Source organism: Burkholderia sp. BCC0397 (genome assembly GCF_902832865.1).
Lineage (GTDB): Bacteria > Pseudomonadota > Gammaproteobacteria > Burkholderiales > Burkholderiaceae > Burkholderia.
Genome location: NZ_CADFDL010000004.1, coordinates 1 through 18,749, shown reverse-complemented (window position 1 = coordinate 18,749; position 18,749 = coordinate 1). Strand labels below are relative to the sequence as shown.

Here is an 18,749-nt window from a genome sequence, read left to right as displayed (position 1 = left end):
TCATCGTTTCGTCACCATTTTGCTGCAGTGCGGATGCGACAAATCGTCGTCCTGACGTTTTTTTGCAATCGGAATATTGCGTCGCACCATCGCCGTGTGTATAGTTGGAACTGTCTCCTCCATGTCTCCTCCTGATATGGATTAAGCCCGTTCCGCTCTGCGTGAACGGGCTTTTTTTCGTCCGTCGATTGTGCCGCGTTCCGGCCGGCAGCGCAGGCGCGATGCGTCTACACTCGATGCTCGTCGACTGCGAAGGAGTCCCGCCCATGAAGCCCGCCATCCGCGGAATCGACCACATCGTGCTGCGCGTGACCGACATGGCGGCAATGACGCGCTTTTACTGCGACGCCGTCGGTTGCCATGTGGAGAAGGAACAGCCCGATCTGGGCCTCGTGCAACTGCGCGCGGGCGACGCGCTGATCGACCTGCTGACGGTCGGCGGCCCGATCGACCGCCCCGACAGCGGGCCGCCCGGCACCGGGCGCAATCTCGATCACCTGTGCCTGCGCGTCGAGCCGTTCGATCCCGACGCACTGATCGCCCATTTCGCCGCGCATGGCGCGCGGCCGGGCGCGCCGGCGGAACGCTACGGCGCCGGCGGCTACGGGCCGTCGATCTACCTGTTCGACCCCGAAGGCAACATGGTCGAATTCAAGGGGCCGCCGGCCGCGCTCGGCTGAACGCGGCTGGCGCGCGAGCCGTCACGCGTTGGCGCGCGCCTTCAGCACCGTCCACTCGACCGCGATCGGATCGTGGTCGGCGCTCGAGATCCATGCGGTGCCGTCCTGCACCGTGCACTGCAGGCGCATCGTGCGCTCCGCGAGCTGCCCGAGCGCCGCCGCGACGCCGTCGTCGAGCGACAGCACCTGCACGTTGCGCAGCCGTTCGACCTTGCTGCGCACGCCCTGCCACCAGATCTCCGACGTCTTGCCGCCGTACGCGATCACCGTGACCTGCCCGGCACGGCCGGCCGCCTTCGAGATGCGCCGTTCGTCCGGCTGGCCGGCCTCGATCCACACGTCGATCGCGCCCGTCAGGTCCTTCTGCCACAGGTCCGGCTCGTCGACGTCCGACAGTCCCTTGCAGAATTCGAGCCGCTCGTGCGCGAACAGCGCGAACGCGACGATGCGCACCATCATCCGGTCGTCGGTTTCCGACGGGTGGCGCGCCACCGTCAGCGCGTGATCGGCGTAGTAATGCCGATCCATGTCGGCGATTTGCAGTTCGGCTTTGTAGATCGTGGATTTCAGCGCCATGCGGATGCGGCCCGGGCGGGCATTCGGTTCGGTCGGGCCGTGATGATACCGAATGCGCGCCGTCCGGCGTGCGTCATGCGCGATTCACAGCGCAACGGCCCGGCATGGGCCGGGCCGTGTTCGGTTCGCGCCGCCGGCTCGTCGGGCCGGCGCGCTCGCGCGTCGTGCGACGGCGCGGTGAATGGACGATTACTGCTTGACGAAGCGCGAATCGGCCCAAAGGCCTTGCTGGTCGCTGTTGTCGGCGCTGACGAACTGCACGTCGCCCTGGTCGACCGACACCACGCGGAAGCGCTGGCCTTCCGGCACCGACAGGCAGCGGAAGTCGTCGAAGTACTGCTGCTTCGCCTGCGACTTGCCGTCACGTTCGTGACTCAGTACGGAGTCCAGATTGTCTTTCGACAGGCAGCCCCATGCATTCTTCGTCAGCTGGATTTCCTGCTTCGGCTTGACGGCCGAATCGCCGCCGGCCTGGGCGATCGACACAGCACAAAATGCGCCGACAAGGGCAAAAAGGACACCGGTACGCTTCATCATGTTCTGTCTCCAGGCTTGCGGGCACCAGGCTGGGTTAGCTATGTGTTTAAAGGTGATCGTGAACCCACATTTTTCACTTTAGGGGACCGGCAAACGATAGCAAGCACATTTGTTGTGCGACCGCAATAGCGGCGGATTGTCGCACCCCGTGCGCAGCCCGCTTTTGGTGCGATGCGCGCGGGCGGCAAGCGCTGCCGAACGACGCGCCAGCCCGCGCCGCCGGGCGGAAAGCATTACCCGGCAAGGCTTTCAGCAGAATTACAATGCGACGATTGAACGGTTTGGATAATCCATTTCACTATCCTGACCATTTTGATGCGTTGCACATAAAGTCATCCGAAACGATTCGACTTTACCGCAGCGCGGAATCGCATTTACCTGATACAAGAAAAATGCCAGGTATAAGCGCATCCGTATTTATCCGTAGTTCCCCGCATCCATTCGGCGCCCGCGAAGCCCAGCCGCAAGCGCCTTTTACCCGTGTGGCGTTTACCCTGCTTTATTCAGCCCGGTTTGCTGGTGCTCGAAATAATCGCGCTGGAAGATGCACATGCGATAAGCGTTGTGATACGCGCCATTCCCGAAAAATTCTTCCTTCAATTCGGCTTCGTGCTGGAATCCGCATTTCTCGTACACATGGATCGCCGCCGCATTCGACGTATCCACAATCAGGTACAGCTTGCGCATGTTCAGCACCTTGAACGCGTACTCGATCGCGAGGCGCGTCGCCTGGCCCGCGTAGCCGCGCCCCTGGCACTGCGGCGCGATGATGATCTGGAACTCGCCGCGGCGATGGATGTAGTCGAGCTCGATCAGCTCGACGAGGCCGACCAGTTCGTCTTGCGCATCGACCGCGACGAACCGGCGCTCGCGCTGGTCGTGCACGTGGCGGTCATACAGTTGCGACAGTTCCGAGAAGGTTTCGTACGGCTCCTCGAACCAGTAGCGCATGATCTTCGCGTCGTTGTTCAGCTCGTGGACGAAGCGCAGGTCCTGGCGCTCCAGCGGCCGCAGCGCGAGCGTGTTGGTATCGTTCTGGAGTTGCATGTTCATGTCCTTTTTGATGCCGGCGCGCGTGCGGAACACCCGCGCGGCGCGGCCGCGTTCGGGCGCGTTTCGCACTGTAAGAAATTGAACGCGGGCGCAGTTCAGAGCCTAGAATGGGAGCAAGGGTTCCTGCCACCGCAAGGAGGCTATCGTGTTCGAGCAAGTCATACTCGGAATTTTCCTCGTGCTGCCGCTCGTCATCGTGGCAGCGCTGTTTTCCGACGAACTCTGGCAGGAGCATCGCCGCCAGCATCCGCGCGACGAGAACGCACCGCACATCGACTGGAAGCATCCGTGGCGCCACGTGCGACGCGGGCATTGACTTCGATCATCGTCGATCCGCAGCACGCGCCGGCCGGGCCACCCCGGGCCGGGTAACAGGCGGTGCACGCCCCTTGCGCTTCGACCCGATTCCCGCCCAACCCGCGAGACGCCGACGTGAACGACAAGCCCGACCTCCCTCCGCACGATATCCCGAACGAAACGATCGACCTGCAGATCGCCGATGTGCTGGCGGCCGTCCGCTATCCGGCGAACAAGGATGCGATCGTCGACGCCGCACGCGATGCCGGCGCCAGCAACGAGGTGCTGTCGATGCTCGACGGCCTGCCCGAACAGGATTACGCGGACGTCGACGCCGTCACGCGCTGCGTCGCCGGCAACTTCGGTCCGGGGCTCGGCATTTGAGCGGATGCCAATAACGAGATAGGATCGGACCGCACCGGTCGCGCCGCGATCGGATGCGTGCCGCCCGGCGCAAGATCGGGCGTTTCCGCTCGCGTGTCCGGGGGACTCCATGGAAGGCATCCTGATCCAGCACACGACGCAACGTCAGCTGTGGTTCGGCGCGCTGACGGCGCTCGTCATCCTGCTCACGCTCGGGATCGCCGCGCCGCACGCGAACGTCGCGCTGCCGGCCGTCGAACCGTTCATGCCGATGTGCGCGCTCACCGTGTTCACGACCGCGAGCATCGCGGCGTTCTTCCTCGGCGCGCAGTTCACCGTGACACGCCAGCCCGTGCTCGGTGCGCTCGGCGGCGCCTATGCGTTCACCGCGCTCGCCGTCGCGCTGCAGTTGCTCACCTTTCCCGGCGTGTTCGCGCCGCATGGCCTGCTCGGCGCGCGCCCGCAAAGCGCCGCATGGATGTGGATCTTCTGGCATGCCGGCTTTCCGTGCTTCGTGATGGCCGCGCTGTTCGCACGCGAGCGGCTGACGCGCGCACCGGTCGGCGAGAAAGAGACGCGCCGCTGGACGGTCGCGCTCGTCGGCGGCCCGGCCGTCGCGGCGGCGCTCCTGTGCGCGCTCGCGCTGAACGTGTCGCTGCCGCCCGCGTTCCATCCGCCTCGCGACGCAGCCGTGCTGCCCGTCAACGGCATCGCGCTCGTCGTATGGATCCTCAACGTGCTCGCGCTCGTGGCCGTGCTGGTCACGGGCCGGCTGCGCACGACGCTCGACCTGTGGCTCGCGATCGCGGTGCTCGCGTGCCTCACCGACACGACGCTGAACCTGCTGAGCACCAACCGCTTCACGGTCGGCTGGTATGTCGCGCGCGTGTTCAGCATGTTCACGCCCGGCGTGCTCGTGTGCGTGCTGGCGTGGGAAGTGACGATGCTGTATCAGCAGTTGTTCGAAGCGCACGCGACGCTGATCCGCTCTTCCGCGCGCGACGGGCTCACGGGCGCGTTCAACCGCAGCCACTTCAACGACCATTTCCACACGCTGTTCCTGCAGGCGCGGCGGCAGGGCGAACCGCTGTCGCTGCTGATGGTCGACGTCGATCACTTCAAGGCGTACAACGACGCGTTCGGTCACGTGAAGGGCGATGCATGCCTGATCGCCGTCGCGAATGCACTGGCAGGCGCGGTGCGGCGGCCGTCCGATATCGTCGCGCGCTACGGCGGCGAGGAGTTCGCGATCGTGCTGCCGAACACGGGCGCGCGCGGTGCGCGGGTGGTGGCCGACGAAGTGCGCGAAGCCGTGCTGCGGCTCGACCTCGCGATGCCCGACTCGCCGGCCGGGCGCGTGAGCGTCAGCGTCGGCTGCGCGACCGTATCGGCCGACGATCTGTCGACAACGGACGCGTTGATCGAAGCCGCCGATGCTGCGCTGTATCGGGCGAAGGATACGGGGCGAAACCGGGTCGTCGTCGCCTGAAACGTCTGCTGTTTTGGCTAATTGTTACGGTCATTGTGACCGGAATAATCCGCCGTTACGGATTGCGGCGCGGGGAAACGATCGCTTACAGCCTGGGCCGGGGCCGCTCGCTATGCTGGGTTTCATATTGAACCCGAGCAGGTGAACGCGATGAAGAAGGCCCTTTTACTGATTGCCGGCGTCGCCGTGTTGTTGAGCGGCTGTATCGTCGTGCCTGACGGTGGCGGGTATTACGGTGGGGGTGGGTATTACCATCATCATCGTCATTGGGATTGATGGCGGTTTTGGATTTTGCGCAGATAAGGTAGTAGCGGTCGAAGTAGGCTCGTTGTCGCCGAAGATCTGGATGCTTCGGAAGTTGTCTTTTTTAACGACGTCCTGAACCGAACCGCGGGCGGAGCAACCCTCGTGGGCGCCCAGCATTTCTCAGGAACCATCGCAGCACGGAAAGCGATTTGGTGCAGGCCTCGCAGAACACCCCTTCTATCAGTCCGCAAGCCATGCAACTGAGCGGATACGGTGTATCGGAGGCCGCTCGCCCCATAGTCGAGCGCTGTTGATACGTGGCGGCGACCGGAAATCACCCCCGCACGATACTTCGTTGATCCCATTCGTATTGCTCCGCCCCCGATTCGGGACTGACGGCGCTACGAGATGTTCATCTCAACGCTCGCTCCCATTTTAAAATAACAACATCAAGAAATAACGACTCTGATCCTCGTATTCATACGGATGACGAATCACATCTGCATAGTTATTGCGCGACAGACGCGATCTCGCAATACCTAACCAATTTCACATCCACGACACCAGAATTTCGAACTAGTCCGATTGATTTTAGTCGCCTGGCTGCGCTACCGTGGTGGGCGCAATTCAAGCCTCCCAACATCAATCGGAATCGAAAACTGAAATGTCCTCAAGCAATGAAAAAATTCCATATTTCACAATCAATAGATTTTTCTGGCAATGGCGTCTTCATGACGGGGCAGACGGATGCAAGATTGTCCCGAACATAGCGGTGTCGATGGACAAACCCGCACCACTGCCTCCAGCGCAACCGAAACCGAACGCGACAAAAAGTAAACCCATACCCGCAGCCCCAAAGCGCGATTCGCTTGATAAATTGGTGGATGATATAGAAAGAGCAGGCAGGGCACTAGCACGCTTTCAAGCGTGGCTCAATGCGCCAAACCCGCCAAATCCTGTTGCAGCAATAAAATTAAAAAATGACACCTCCCCCCCCCGCGTTCGACATCCAAGAAATACCCGCGGCGATGCGCAAGCTATATCTCCCCGTCTCTGCTCGACTCATGGATCGATGGTTTTCCGGCGAGTTAAATTATTCACCAACCACCGCAGACGAGCGAGCCGAAATCAATCAGAGCGGGAAACCTTACCCGGCTGACATGTATGACACGTCCACCGTCAAATTGGATTGGATTCTTCATTTTCCACGAGCAAAAACACAATTCGACCTTCTAGTCAATGAGCTCATTCAACGCCCCAACTCACGAGATGAGCTCTACAAGCAGCTACTCCCGCACAAGGATGGCCCCCCGAGACTCTATACCGAAGACATCTGCGGAAACGACATACGCGAGCTACATCGCCGCTTTCAATTCCAGTACGCGAGGGTTGATGGTACGTTTGGGCAAAAAATAGGAACTCTGTTGGACGCACGACTTCGCAACAATGGGGCACCCGACGATTTGTCTGGGGCACTCGGATCATTCAATATATATGCGGCGCTCGGAAGCGCCCGCTTTTCGTGGGACGTAGAATCACGCAGAACAACAGCAGAAGTGACTGGCGTATGGGTGTATGTAAAAGATAACTATACATTCACAGACAAACCCGACGAACCGTCTCAATACTTGGGCCACTGGAGCAGCAATGGCGTCATTGTCGTACCATATACTGTCGCCGCAGCGCTCTTGAATTCAGAATACCTTCCATATGTTAAATACGCCGTAGCCAGAGGCGACCCACTGAGCAAAGGAAATGTCTACTATCCAGTCGAGAATCGTGATTTTAGAAAATGGGCCAAGTTGCACAACAGGGGAGGTGATTTTGTCATTTATTCCGACAAACGATACATACCGATTTCCCCAACCATAAAAATCCATCTATGATCAACAACACGGCAAAAAAAGATCAACGCCCTCGAGAATTATGACGAAATTTTTCAAATCGATTCGCACATTGTCTATTATGGCGCTCATTGGATTCTTTCTCTTTGATCGAACGCCTCGCGGTAACGAGTGCACAGGATCGACATCCCCCGATGGAACATATACTGCCGAACTATGCCTTCTAACTCGGGTTCCGGGCGGAAATTCACGATACGTTGCCCGTGTATACCGGGCAACAACCGGTAAATTGCTGGCACAGCATACATTTGACACGCCTACTCCAGAAATATCTTGGCATAGCTATAGCGACGTATACGTGTCCTTTTCAAAAGGCGATGGCGGCGATACCTCTGTTTATGTATCACTGCCCCCGTCGCTCGTCGATAGACTATTAGCAGTCCGTCCACACCTGTGAAAGCGCTCTGTCACGGCTCGCGTAAAGGTCGACATCCCGAGGTCGACACGTTCACCTTTGGAAAAGGTTGTGGCGCTCTCGACCCACTATCTTTTCTTTTTTTTACTTCCCGATACAAAACCTGCTGAAAATCACCCCCAGCAGATCATCCGACGTGAACTCCCCGGTAATCGCATTCAGCTGTTCCTGCGCAAGCCGAAGCTCTTCGGCAAACAGGTCAAGCGACTGAGCGCGTTGCTCCGCATGATCCGCCGCCTGCGCGAGATGCTCCTGCGCGGCCCGCAGCGCGATCAGATGCCGCTCGCGCGCGAGATACACCCCCTCGGCGCCCGCCTGCCACCCCGCAATCCGCAACAGCTCCGCGCGCAGCATGTCGATCCCGTCGCCGCGCTTCGCCGACAAATGCACCTCGGTCAGGTCACCTTCCGCCGCCGGATGCTCGACGCTCGCCGCCACGCCGGTCAGATCCGTCTTGTTCAGCACACGCACCACCGGCACGCCGGCCGGAAACCGCGCCGCGATCGTCCCGTCGTCCGGCGTCATCCCCGTACGCGAATCGAGCAGATGCAGCACGACATCCGCGCGCTCGATCTCGCTCCACGTGCGCGCAATCCCGATCCGCTCGACTTCATCCTCCGTCTCGCGCAACCCGGCAGTATCGATGATGTGCAGCGGAATCCCTTCGACCTGGATCGTCTGCGCCACCTTGTCGCGCGTCGTGCCGGCGATCGGCGTGACGATCGCCAGCTCGGCGCCCGCCAGCGCATTCAGCAGCGACGACTTGCCGACGTTCGGCTGCCCCGCGAGCACGACCGACAGCCCTTCGCGCAACAGCGCGCCCTGCCGCGCATCGCCGAGCACGTGCGCGAGTTGTTCGCGGATCCTAGCGAGCTTGCCGCGCGCGTCGGCCGCTTCGAGGAAGTCGATTTCCTCTTCCGGAAAATCGAGCGTCGCTTCGACCAGCATCCGCAACGTGATCACGTCCTCGACGAGCGCATGGATCTGCCGCGAGAACGCGCCGTCGAGCGAACGCCCGGCCGAGCGCGCCGCCGCCTCGGTGCTCGCCTCGATCAGGTCGGCGACGGCCTCGGCCTGCGCGAGGTCGAGCTTGTCGTTCAGGAACGCGCGCCGCGTGAACTCGCCCGGCTCCGCGAGCCGCAGCCCGAAGCCGCGCCCCGCATCCAGGCAGCGCTGCAGCAGCAGCTGCATCACGATCGGCCCGCCATGCCCCTGCAGCTCGAGCACGTGCTCGCCGGTGTACGAATGCGGCGCCGGGAAATACAGCGCGATCCCGCGGTCGAGCGGCGCGCCGTACGCGTCGAGGAACGGCACGTAGCTCGCATGACGCGGCGCGAGCTTCTGCCCGCACAACGCGTCGATCAGCGGCAGCGCGGCCGCCTCGCCGCCGCGCCCGAACGACACGCGGACGACCCCGATGCCGCCCCGGCCGGCAGCAGTGGCAATGGCGACGATCGGATCGGAATCGGTAGCGAGCATGGGAATCGGAGAAATCGGGTAATCAGCGAGTCAATGGTGCGCCCGCGCAACAGTTCGGGCATCGGAACGCCGGCATTGTAGCGTGCCGGCTCACACGCCACCGGCCGCAACGCCGGATTCGGACTCGCCCGAATTTATCCCGCCGGGGATAAGCCGAGTATGAGTCCGATGTCGTGGCACCCCGGCCATTTCGGACGAGTATGCGTGCCGGAGGGGCTTGGCACTGCGTCCCCCAATTTCATTCCGCATCCTGACCAAGGGCGGGATTCGTCCGAATAGGATATGTTTATCCCATATGGTTGTCTGAGACGCGGCGATGGAATTGCACAATCTCCTCATGCCGACATCCGAAGAAAAAGCCGCGTTCTCGGAACGCCTGAAATTCGCCCTGCGGCGCAGCCCGGAGAAGGTCACGGGCGCGACGGAGCTGGCGAACCGATTCAATCTGCGCCACCGCGGAACGCATCCCGTTTCGCCGCAAACCGCGCACAAATGGCTGACGGGCCGCACGATCCCGACGTCGGACAAACTCGAAACGCTTGCCGAATGGTTGCGCGTCGAAGTGCACTGGCTGCATTACGGGCCGTCGCCGAGCGTGATCGAACATCCGACGCCGCAACCGCTGCCGCGCGACGAACGCTATCCGCCGACACCCGAGACGATCGAACTCGCGTCGAAGATCGAGGCATTGTCTCCACACCAGCGCTACCTCGTACAGGAACTGGTCGAGCAGTTCTACGGCGATCCGAAACTCGAAGCGAAGAAGGCCTGAACGGCAGCAACCGCACGCGAGCCGCCGTCACCAGGAAACAAAAAGCCGCATGGTCATGAACCATGCGGCTTTTTTTGCGAGCATCGCGGGCGGCTGGCCGCCCGCGAATGCGACGGGCGTCAGGCCGGCTTCTTCTTGACGCCGCCGAGCTTGCGCGTGATGTAGTACTGCTGCGCGATCGACAGCACGTTGTTCACGACGTAGTACAGCACCAGGCCGGCCGGGAAGAAGAAGAACATCACCGAGAACGCGATCGGCATGAACTTCATCATCTTCGCCTGGACCGGGTCCGGCGGCGTCGGGTTCAGGCTCGTCTGCACGAACATCGACACGGCCATCAGCACCGGCAGGATGAAGAACGGATCGCGCTGCGACAGGTCGTGAATCCACAGAATCCACGGCGCGCCGCGCATTTCGACCGAGGCGAGCAGCACCCAGTACAGCGAGATGAACACCGGGATCTGGATCACGACCGGCAGGCAGCCGCCGAACGGATTGACCTTCTCGGTCTTGTACAGCTCCATCAGCGCCGAATTCATCTTCTGCGGATCGCTCTTGAAGCGTTCGCGCAGCGCCTGCATGCGCGGCGTGATTTCCTTCATCCGCGCCATCGACTTGTAGCTCGCGGCCGACAGCGGGAAGAACACGGCCTTGATCAGCACCGTCAGCAGCACGATCGCCCAGCCCCAGTTGCCGACATAGCTATGAATCTTCTCGAGCAGCCAGAACAGCGGCTTCGCGATGATCGTCACCCAGCCGTAGTCCTTCACGAGTTCCAGGCCGGGCGCGATGCCTTCGAGCATGCGCTCTTCTTCCGGACCGGCGAACAGGCGTGCCTGCACATCGGCCGACTGGCCCGGCGCGATCGCGGCGACCGGCTGCTTCACGCCGACGCGGTACAGCGTCGGATCGATCTTTTCAGCGTAGATGTCGCGCTTCACGCCCTGCTGCGGGATCCAGGCCGACGCGAAGTAGTGCTGCACCATCGCGACCCAACCGTTGTCGGCGGCCTTCTCGAAGTTCGCCTTGTTCTTGTCGAGGTCGCTGAAGTCGATCTTCTGGAAGTGCTTCGCGTCCGTATAGACCGCCGGCCCGAGGAACGTGTGCGAGAACATCGGCGTTTCGACGGCCGTGTTGTCGCGCACCAGTTCCATGTAGACCGTCGGCGTGACGGGCGCCGTGCCGACGTTGTCGATCTTGGTGTCGACGCCGATCACGTAGCTGCCGCGCGTGAACGTGTAGGTCTTCACGACCTTCACGCCGCCCTTCACCGGCGATTCGAACGACAGCTTCAGCGTGTTCTGGTCACCCGTCAGCGACGTCGGGCCCGCATTGAGCTGCGTGTAGACGTCGTTGTGGTTCGGGAAGTCGCCGCCGAGCAGGCCCGTGCGTGCGAGGTACGTGTGGCCGGCCGTGTGGTCGAACAGCGTGATGTACAGGTCGGGCTGCTTGCCGTCGCCCTGCTTCTTCAGCGTCAGCTTCGCGAGCGTGCCGCCGCGCGTGTCGATTTCGCCGTCGTACACGTCGGTCGAGAATTTCACGAGCTGCGCCTGGGCGGCCGGGGCCGTCGTCGACGGTGCGGCGCCGGCTGCGGCGGCAGGCGCGTCACCTGCGGTCGTCGTCGCGCCCGTGCCCGATGCGCCGCCGGCAACGGCCGGGGCCGTGTGCGTGGCGCTCGGGAAGAACATCGACGGGCGTCCATGGTCCCGCTGCCAGTTGTCGTACAGCATGACAGCTGACATGAAGAAGATCACCCATAGGACGGTGCGTTTGATATCCATGCGTTGTCTCAGAGTCGATGGGACCGCGCGTCGGCTTCGCCGCGAGCGCGAGTGTCGGAGTTGGGCGGCGGGACGAGGTCGATGCCGCCCGCGGAAAACGGATGGCATCGGCACACGCGCCTGACGGCGAGATACGTGCCGCGCGCGGCGCCATGATACTGGATTGCCTCGCGCGCGTAATCCGAACAGGAAGGATAAAAACGGCAACGGTTGCCGAGCATCGGGCTCACGGCAACCTTGTAGAAGCGCAGCAAGGCGATCAATACCGTTTCCATACCTTGGGCGGCGCCGTACGACGCCGCGTCAAAACCGGCCGGGCAGGCGCGAACGCCGCACCGGGCACGGATGCGTCACTCGGACGCGGGCTTCGACGCACGGCGGGCGATTTCCCGAACTGCCCTGTCGAGCAGTTCGCGGATCTCGGCCGCGCACATCGCCGCGAGCGGGGCGGAAGCCGCGCTCGGCAGCGCTTTCTTGTCGAAGCGCGTGTGCTGCCGCAGCAGCAGGTCGTAACCGGCGAACTCGGCGCGGCGCAAGCGAAACGCATCGCGCGCCAGCCGCTTCACGAGGTTACGGGTTACCGCTCGCGGCGCATACTTCTTGCCGATGACGAGCCCCAGACGCGCGGGCTGACCGGTCGGCTTGCCGTAAATCACGAAGTGCGCGGAACGCCGCCAGGGGCGCAAACGAAAAACGGATGAAAATTCATCCGTTTTCAGAAGTCGCGCAGCTTTCGGGAAGGCGGCTTTCGTCTGCGACGGATTCGCACCCGGCTCGACGGCACCTTCCGCAGGACTGCGGACGGCGGACACAGCGCGCAACCTGCCTTAGATGGCGAGGCGCTTGCGGCCCTTCGCGCGGCGAGCGTTGATGACCTTGCGGCCACCTGCCGTCTTCATGCGGACACGGAAGCCATGGGTGCGCTTGCGGCGCGTCACGGACGGTTGGTAAGTACGTTTCATGATGTTCTCACTTGTTCGAGAATGTCGAAATTCAGGGGACCGCGTGCCCTTAACCGGAGGCATTCGGGCGAACGCAATCGCCGGGAATACAGGATTGGTTTTCGCGGAACCCGCTATTTAAACCGTTTTTCTCTTGACGGTCAATACCTTAGGAGTCGGCCGCCTGTGCACGCCCCAGGCGATCCGGCCCCGCGACCCACACAACCAGCCTGTGGATAAGTCCCGCTGTGGCCGCGTTTGGCGTTAGAATCTCGCCTTATCTCCAAGAATCCCGCACGCCGCTTCGGCCCGCGCCTGCCCGTCCAGGACTGTGACGCAGGCGTCCGACGCACGCTCGCACGACCGCTTCGGGCCTTGTTGCGCGACCGCGACAAGGGCGCCGGCGAGCCGCGCTGTGCACGCAAAAAACGACAGCTACTTGATGAACGATTTCTGGCAACACTGTTCCGCACTGCTGGAGCGCGAGATGACGCCCCAGCAGTACGTGACGTGGATCAAACCCTTGGCCCCGGTGGCCTTCGATGCGTCGGCGAACACGCTGTCCATCGCCGCGCCGAACCGCTTCAAGCTGGACTGGGTCAAGAGCCAGTTTTCGGGGCGGATCGCCGATCTGGCCCGCGAATTCTGGAACACGCCGATCGAAGTCCAGTTCGTTCTCGATCCGAAAGCCGGCATGCGCAGCGCCGCAGCGAGCGCCGCACCGGCTGCGCCGCGCGCGCCGCTGACTCCCGGCGGCCCGGCCGCGACGGTCGCCGCGATCGCCGCCAACCTGACCGCACATGCCGCCGCGGCGCCCAGCGCGCCGGCCGACGTGCCGATGACGCCGTCGGCGGCCGCCGCACACCACCTGAACGCCGACGACGCCGACATCGACCTGCCGAGCCTGCCCGCACACGAAGCGGCGGCCGGCCGCCGCACGTGGCGTCCGGGCCCCGGCGCCGCACCCGCGAACGGCGGCGAAGCCGATTCGATGTACGAACGTTCGAAGCTGAACCCGGTGCTCACGTTCGACAACTTCGTGACCGGTAAGGCGAACCAGCTCGCGCGCGCCGCCGCGATCCAGGTCGCGGACAACCCGGGCATCTCGTACAACCCGCTGTTCCTGTACGGCGGCGTCGGCCTCGGCAAGACCCACCTGATCCACGCGATCGGCAACCAGCTGCTGCTCGACAAGGCCGGCGCGCGGATCCGCTACATCCACGCCGAGCAATACGTGTCCGACGTGGTGAAGGCGTACCAGCGCAAGGCGTTCGACGACTTCAAGCGTTACTACCACTCGCTCGACCTGCTGCTGATCGACGATATCCAGTTCTTCTCCGGCAAGTCGCGCACGCAAGAGGAATTCTTCTACGCGTTCGAGGCGCTCGTCGCGAACAAGGCGCAGGTGATCATCACCAGCGACACGTATCCGAAGGAAATCTCGGGCATCGACGATCGTCTGATCTCGCGCTTCGACTCGGGCCTCACCGTCGCGATCGAGCCCCCTGAGCTGGAAATGCGCGTCGCGATCCTGATGCGCAAGGCGCAGTCGGAAGGCGTGAACCTGTCGGAAGACGTCGCGTTCTTCGTCGCGAAGCACCTGCGCTCGAACGTGCGCGAACTCGAAGGCGCGCTGCGCAAGATCCTCGCGTATTCGAAGTTCCACGGCCGCGAGATCTCGATCGAGCTGACCAAGGAAGCGCTGAAGGACCTGCTGACCGTGCAGAACCGGCAGATTTCGGTCGAGAACATCCAGAAGACCGTCGCCGATTTCTACAACATCAAGGTCGCCGACATGTATTCGAAGAAGCGCCCCGCGAACATCGCGCGGCCGCGGCAGATCGCGATGTACCTGGCGAAGGAACTCACGCAGAAGAGCCTGCCGGAAATCGGCGAGCTGTTCGGCGGGCGCGATCACACCACCGTGCTGCACGCGGTGCGCAAGATCGCCGACGAGCGCAGCAAGGACGCGCAGCTCAACCACGAGCTGCACGTGCTGGAACAGACGCTGAAGGGCTGAGCGCGCGGGCGCGCTTGATAATTCGGCCTCCGCCCCAATTTAAGGGGGGCGGTTCGGTTTTGAGGCACAATACTGGTTTGACCGCCCCGGTGGTGGCGGGCCAAGAGCCCGGCCGGCGGGGCGCTGCGAGGCTGCTGCGCTGCAGGCCGTTACTCAACGAAGGAACTCTATGCAACTGGTCAAGACCGAACGAGACACCCTCCTCAGGCCGCTGCAAACGGTCAGCGGCATCGTCGAACGCCGCCATACGTTGCCGATCCTTGCCAACCTGCTGATCACCAAGAACGGCCCGGACGTTTCATTCCTGTCGACCGACCTGGAGCTGCAGATCACCACGCGCGCCGATTTCGGCGTCGGCGGCGACCAGATCGCGACCACCGTCGCGGCCCGCAAGCTGCTCGACATCCTGCGCGCGATGCCTGACGGCCAGGTCACGCTGTCGCTCGCCGACAAGCGCCTCACCGTTCAATCGGGCAAGAGCCGTTTCGCACTGCAGACGCTGGCGGCCGACGAGTTCCCGACCGTCGCGCAGGCGAAGGATTTCGGCGCAACGCTCACCGTCCCGCAGAAGTCGTTCCGCCAGTTGCTCGGCATGGTGCACTTCGCGATGGCGCAGCAGGACATCCGCTACTACCTGAACGGCATGCTGCTCGTCGTCGACGGCGACCAGCTGATGGCCGTGGCCACCGACGGCCACCGCCTCGCGTTCTCGTCGATGAAGCTCGAAGGCGGCACGTTCGGCCGCCAGGAAGTCATCGTGCCGCGCAAGACGATTCTCGAGCTGCAGCGCCTGCTCGAAGACATCGACGACACCGTCACCATCGACATCGCGCAAACCCAGGCCAAGTTCACGTTCGGCCAGGTCGAGCTCGTGTCGAAACTCGTCGAGGGCAAGTTCCCCGACTTCCAGCGCGTGATCCCGAAGGCGCACAAGAACACGTTCGAGATCGGCCGTGAAGAACTGCAGCGCTCGCTGCAGCGCGCGGCGATCCTGACCTCGGACAAATTCAAGGGCGTGCGCTGCATCATCGCGCCGGGCCAGCTGAAGATCATGTCGACCAACGCCGATCAGGAAGAGGCGCAGGAAGAACTCGAAATCGCCTACCAGGGCGATACCGTCGACATCGGCTTCAACGTCACGTATCTGCTCGACGTGCTCGCGAACCTGAAGGTCGACACCGTGCAGGTGAGCCTCGGCGACGCCAGCTCGAGCGCACTGATCACCGTGCCCGAGAACGAAGAGTTCAAGTATGTCGTGATGCCGATGCGCATCTGACGCGCTCGACATCGCGACACACACCAGGGGGCGGCAAGCCCCTTTGGCGTTTTTATGGCGAACCGACAACCCGTCCCTAAGGTGCCTTCCCGGCACCTCGGACGGGCCAGGAAACTGGAGCGGCCTGGCGATTTCCCTCGCTGAAACGCACCGCGCCGCCACAAGAGTGGCCTCGCAGAACCGGAAGATATCCATGAGTGAACAGCACAATTCGCAACCCGATAACAGCAGCTACGGCGCTTCGTCGATCCAGATCCTCGAGGGGCTGGAAGCGGTGCGCAAGCGCCCCGGGATGTACATCGGCGACACGTCGGACGGCACCGGTCTGCACCACCTCGTGTTCGAGGTGCTCGACAACTCGATCGACGAAGCGTTGGCCGGGTACTGCAACGACATCCACGTGACGATTCACGCCGACAACTCGATTTCCGTGACCGACAACGGCCGCGGGATTCCGACCGACGTGAAGATGAACGACAAGCACGAGCCGAAGCGCAGCGCCGCCGAGATCGTGATGACCGAGCTGCACGCCGGCGGCAAGTTCGACCAGAACAGCTATAAGGTATCGGGCGGCCTGCACGGCGTGGGCGTGTCGTGCGTGAACGCGCTGTCGAGCTGGCTGCGCCTCACCGTGCGCCGCGGCGGCAAGAAACGCTTCATGGAGTTCCATCGCGGCGTCGCGCAGGATCGCGTGCTCGAAGTAGTGGACGGCGTGGAAGTGTCGCCGATGCTCGTCACCGGCGACACCGAGAACCGCGGCACCGAAGTGCACTTCATGGCCGATCCGACCATTTTCGGCACGGTCGAGTATCACTACGACATCCTCGCGAAGCGGATGCGCGAGCTTTCGTTCCTGAACAACGGCGTGCGGATTCGTCTTACGGATCTGCGCTCGGGCAAGGAAGACGATTTCGCGTTCGCCGGCGGTGTGAAGGGCTTCGTCGAGTACATCAACAAGACGAAGACCAACCTGCACCCGACGGTGTTCTTCGCCACCGGCGAGAAGGACGGCGTGGGCGTCGAAGTCGCGATGCAGTGGAACGACAGCTACAACGAGAACGTGCTGTGCTTCACGAACAACATTCCGCAGCGCGACGGCGGCACGCACCTGACCGGCCTGCGGGCCGCGATGACGCGCGTCATCAACAAGTACATCACCGACAACGAAATCGCGAAGAAGGCGAAGGTCGAGACGACCGGCGACGACATGCGCGAAGGGCTGTCGTGCGTGCTGTCCGTGAAGGTGCCGGAGCCGAAGTTCAGCTCACAGACGAAGGACAAGCTGGTGTCGTCCGAAGTGCGCGCGCCGGTTGAGGAAGTTGTCGCGAAGGCGCTGGAAGAGTTCCTGCTGGAGACGCCGATCGACGCGAAGATCATCTGCGGGAAGATCGTTGAGGCTGCGCGTGCGCGTGATGCGGCTCGGAAGGCGCGTGAGATGACGCGCCGCAAGGGTGTGCTCGATGGCGTTGGTCTGCCAGGCAAGCTCGCGGACTGCCAGGAGAAAGACCCGGCGAAGTGCGAAATCTACATCGTCGAGGGTGACTCGGCAGGCGGGTCGGCCAAGCAAGGGCGTGACCGGAAGTTCCAGGCAATCCTGCCGCTGCGCGGCAAGGTGCTGAACGTCGAGAAGGCGCGCTACGACAAGCTGCTGTCGTCGGAGCAGATCGTCACGCTCGTGACCGCGCTTGGGTGCGGCATCGGCAAGGAAGACTACAACCTCGACAAGCTGCGCTATCACCGCATCATCATCATGACCGACGCGGACGTCGACGGTGCGCACATCCGGACGCTGCTGCTCACGTTCCTGTATCGCCAGATGCCGGACATGATCGAGCGCGGGTACGTGTATATCGCGCAGCCGCCGCTTTACAAGATCAAGGCGGGTAAGGATGAGCGGTATCTGAAGGATGACGTGGAGCTGAACGCGCATATGCTGCGGTTGGCGCTGCAAGGGTCGGAGCTGGTGCCGGGTGAGAATGCGGCGGCGATTTCGGGTGATGCGCTTGGGGAGCTGGCGCGGTCGTACCTGCTGTCGAAGAGCGTGATCGAGCGGTTGAGCCGGTTGTATGACCCGGCCGCGCTCGAGGCCGTCATGGATGGCGTGGCGATCGATCTCTCCAACGAGGCTTCTACCGAGGCTTCGGCGAAAGCGCTGCACGCTGCGTTGCATGATGAAGCGCTGAAGAACGAAGTGCGTGTGGTGCCTTCGTATGACCCGGTTCGCGAACAGCGGGCGCTGAATGTCGAGCGGACGCATCACGGCAATGTGCGGGTTTCGGTCATCGACCAGGAATTCCAGCACACGGCGGATTATCAGCAACTCGTGACCACCGCGAATACGTTCAAGGGGCTTATTGGGGAAGGTGCGGTTATCAAGCGCGGTGAGCGCAGCATGGCCGTGGGCGACTTCAAGAGTGCGATGAAGTGGCTGCTGGCCGATGCTGAACGCAACGTCTCCAAGCAACGCTATAAGGGGCTCGGCGAGATGAACCCCGGGCAGCTGTGGGAAACGACGATGGATCCGGCAGTGCGGCGTCTGCTGCGTGTGCAGATCGAAGACGCGATTGCTGCGGATGGGATCTTTACTACCCTCATGGGGGATGATGTCGAGCCGCGGCGGGCATTTATCGAGTCGAATGCGTTGCGGGCGGGGAATATTGACGTTTGATTTTTTCGGACCTATCCGTCATTTTGTGGGCGGGGCATATCATGAGAGGCAAAAGTCATGGATATGTCGATGAAGAAGAAGAGGCAAACCGTAGCGCGTCAGGCAGCGGCCCGCGGGCCGCTGCCTGAACTGCCCAAGGAGCTGCTGGACCAACTGGTCAAGGGGCCGATGACGCCGACCGAGGTCCAGGATTTGATGCTGGCGTTCAACAAAGCAGTCATCGAACGCGCGATGGGCGCCGAGATGAATATG

General features: G+C 62.5%; 18 protein-coding genes and 1 pseudogene. 11 read left to right on the top strand and 8 right to left on the bottom strand.

Annotated elements, in window-relative coordinates; genetic code table 11:
- The first annotated feature begins 266 nt into the window (after window positions 1-266).
- Entirely contained in the window at window positions 267-680 is a 414-nt protein-coding gene (locus HWX03_RS14185; protein WP_174430698.1) for a VOC family protein, read from the top strand.
- Window positions 681-701: 21 nt separating this feature from the next.
- Here the strand turns inward: HWX03_RS14185 and HWX03_RS14180 are convergent, their stop codons facing one another.
- From HWX03_RS14180 to speG, 3 genes are all read right to left on the bottom strand, one after another.
- Entirely contained in the window at window positions 702-1,256 is a 555-nt protein-coding gene (locus tag HWX03_RS14180) for a YaeQ family protein (protein WP_174430697.1), read from the bottom strand.
- A 189-nt stretch (window positions 1,257-1,445) separates the two neighbouring features.
- Window positions 1,446-1,793: a hypothetical protein gene (locus HWX03_RS14175; protein WP_175823053.1), complete on the bottom strand. Its 348-nt coding sequence runs from the start codon at window positions 1,791-1,793 to the stop codon at window positions 1,446-1,448.
- Window positions 1,794-2,282: 489 nt separating this feature from the next.
- The gene (speG, locus tag HWX03_RS14170; RefSeq protein WP_174390278.1) at window positions 2,283-2,840 is read right to left on the bottom strand and encodes a spermidine N1-acetyltransferase; all 558 of its coding nucleotides are present in this window, start codon (window positions 2,838-2,840) and stop codon (window positions 2,283-2,285) included.
- Window positions 2,841-2,991: 151 nt separating this feature from the next.
- Between speG and HWX03_RS14165 the strand changes: the two genes are divergently transcribed.
- From HWX03_RS14165 to HWX03_RS14150, 5 genes are all read left to right on the top strand, one after another.
- Window positions 2,992-3,162, top strand: a complete 171-nt coding sequence (locus HWX03_RS14165) for a hypothetical protein (protein ID WP_174390279.1) — start codon at window positions 2,992-2,994, stop codon at window positions 3,160-3,162.
- Window positions 3,163-3,278: 116 nt separating this feature from the next.
- The gene (locus HWX03_RS14160) at window positions 3,279-3,527 is read left to right on the top strand and encodes a DUF2795 domain-containing protein (protein ID WP_174430695.1); all 249 of its coding nucleotides are present in this window, start codon (window positions 3,279-3,281) and stop codon (window positions 3,525-3,527) included.
- Between the two features lie 109 nt (window positions 3,528-3,636).
- A complete protein-coding gene (locus HWX03_RS14155; protein ID WP_175871630.1) occupies window positions 3,637-4,995 on the top strand; it encodes a sensor domain-containing diguanylate cyclase in 1,359 nt (452 codons plus the stop codon).
- A gap of 150 nt (window positions 4,996-5,145) precedes the next feature.
- Window positions 5,146-5,271: a hypothetical protein gene (locus tag HWX03_RS37225; RefSeq protein WP_256097665.1), complete on the top strand. Its 126-nt coding sequence runs from the start codon at window positions 5,146-5,148 to the stop codon at window positions 5,269-5,271.
- A 998-nt stretch (window positions 5,272-6,269) separates the two neighbouring features.
- On the top strand, window positions 6,270-7,127 hold the full coding sequence (locus HWX03_RS14150) for a DUF6402 family protein (protein WP_175871629.1): 858 nt from the start codon (window positions 6,270-6,272) through the stop codon (window positions 7,125-7,127).
- 517 nt (window positions 7,128-7,644) lie between these two features.
- On the opposite strand, the gene mnmE is transcribed toward HWX03_RS14150, so the two are convergent.
- The gene (gene mnmE, locus HWX03_RS14145; RefSeq protein WP_175871628.1) at window positions 7,645-9,039 is read right to left on the bottom strand and encodes a tRNA uridine-5-carboxymethylaminomethyl(34) synthesis GTPase MnmE; all 1,395 of its coding nucleotides are present in this window, start codon (window positions 9,037-9,039) and stop codon (window positions 7,645-7,647) included.
- A gap of 337 nt (window positions 9,040-9,376) precedes the next feature.
- Here mnmE and HWX03_RS14140 point away from each other — a divergent pair, with 337 nt between their 5' ends.
- Window positions 9,377-9,811 (top strand): transcriptional regulator, encoded by a 435-nt coding sequence (locus HWX03_RS14140; RefSeq protein ID WP_006489946.1) that lies wholly within the window; start codon window positions 9,377-9,379, stop codon window positions 9,809-9,811.
- A gap of 119 nt (window positions 9,812-9,930) precedes the next feature.
- On the opposite strand, the gene yidC is transcribed toward HWX03_RS14140, so the two are convergent.
- The 4 genes from yidC to rpmH all read right to left on the bottom strand — a co-directional run bounded on the left by yidC (window position 9,931) and on the right by rpmH (window position 12,554).
- Window positions 9,931-11,592: a membrane protein insertase YidC gene (yidC, locus tag HWX03_RS14135; protein ID WP_175871627.1), complete on the bottom strand. Its 1,662-nt coding sequence runs from the start codon at window positions 11,590-11,592 to the stop codon at window positions 9,931-9,933.
- A gap of 8 nt (window positions 11,593-11,600) precedes the next feature.
- Window positions 11,601-11,867: a membrane protein insertion efficiency factor YidD gene (gene yidD / locus HWX03_RS14130; RefSeq protein ID WP_006750110.1), complete on the bottom strand. Its 267-nt coding sequence runs from the start codon at window positions 11,865-11,867 to the stop codon at window positions 11,601-11,603.
- Between the two features lie 75 nt (window positions 11,868-11,942).
- Entirely contained in the window at window positions 11,943-12,404 is a 462-nt protein-coding gene (rnpA, locus tag HWX03_RS14125) for a ribonuclease P protein component (protein ID WP_031401531.1), read from the bottom strand.
- Window positions 12,405-12,419: 15 nt separating this feature from the next.
- On the bottom strand, window positions 12,420-12,554 hold the full coding sequence (gene rpmH, locus HWX03_RS14120; RefSeq protein ID WP_004198824.1) for a 50S ribosomal protein L34: 135 nt from the start codon (window positions 12,552-12,554) through the stop codon (window positions 12,420-12,422).
- Window positions 12,555-12,975: 421 nt separating this feature from the next.
- Here rpmH and dnaA point away from each other — a divergent pair, with 421 nt between their 5' ends.
- The 4 genes and pseudogenes from dnaA to HWX03_RS14100 form a co-directional block, all read left to right on the top strand.
- Window positions 12,976-14,553, top strand: coding sequence for a chromosomal replication initiator protein DnaA (gene dnaA, locus HWX03_RS14115; protein ID WP_217445451.1), 1,578 nt, complete (start codon window positions 12,976-12,978; stop codon window positions 14,551-14,553).
- Between the two features lie 169 nt (window positions 14,554-14,722).
- Entirely contained in the window at window positions 14,723-15,829 is a 1,107-nt protein-coding gene (gene dnaN, locus HWX03_RS14110) for a DNA polymerase III subunit beta (protein ID WP_059232862.1), read from the top strand.
- A gap of 193 nt (window positions 15,830-16,022) precedes the next feature.
- Complete coding sequence (gene gyrB, locus HWX03_RS14105; RefSeq protein ID WP_175823064.1) at window positions 16,023-18,497, top strand: DNA topoisomerase (ATP-hydrolyzing) subunit B; 2,475 nt, start codon at window positions 16,023-16,025, stop codon at window positions 18,495-18,497.
- 69 nt (window positions 18,498-18,566) lie between these two features.
- A pseudogene (locus HWX03_RS14100) lies at window positions 18,567-18,749 on the top strand (IS256 family transposase); the annotation flags it as partial.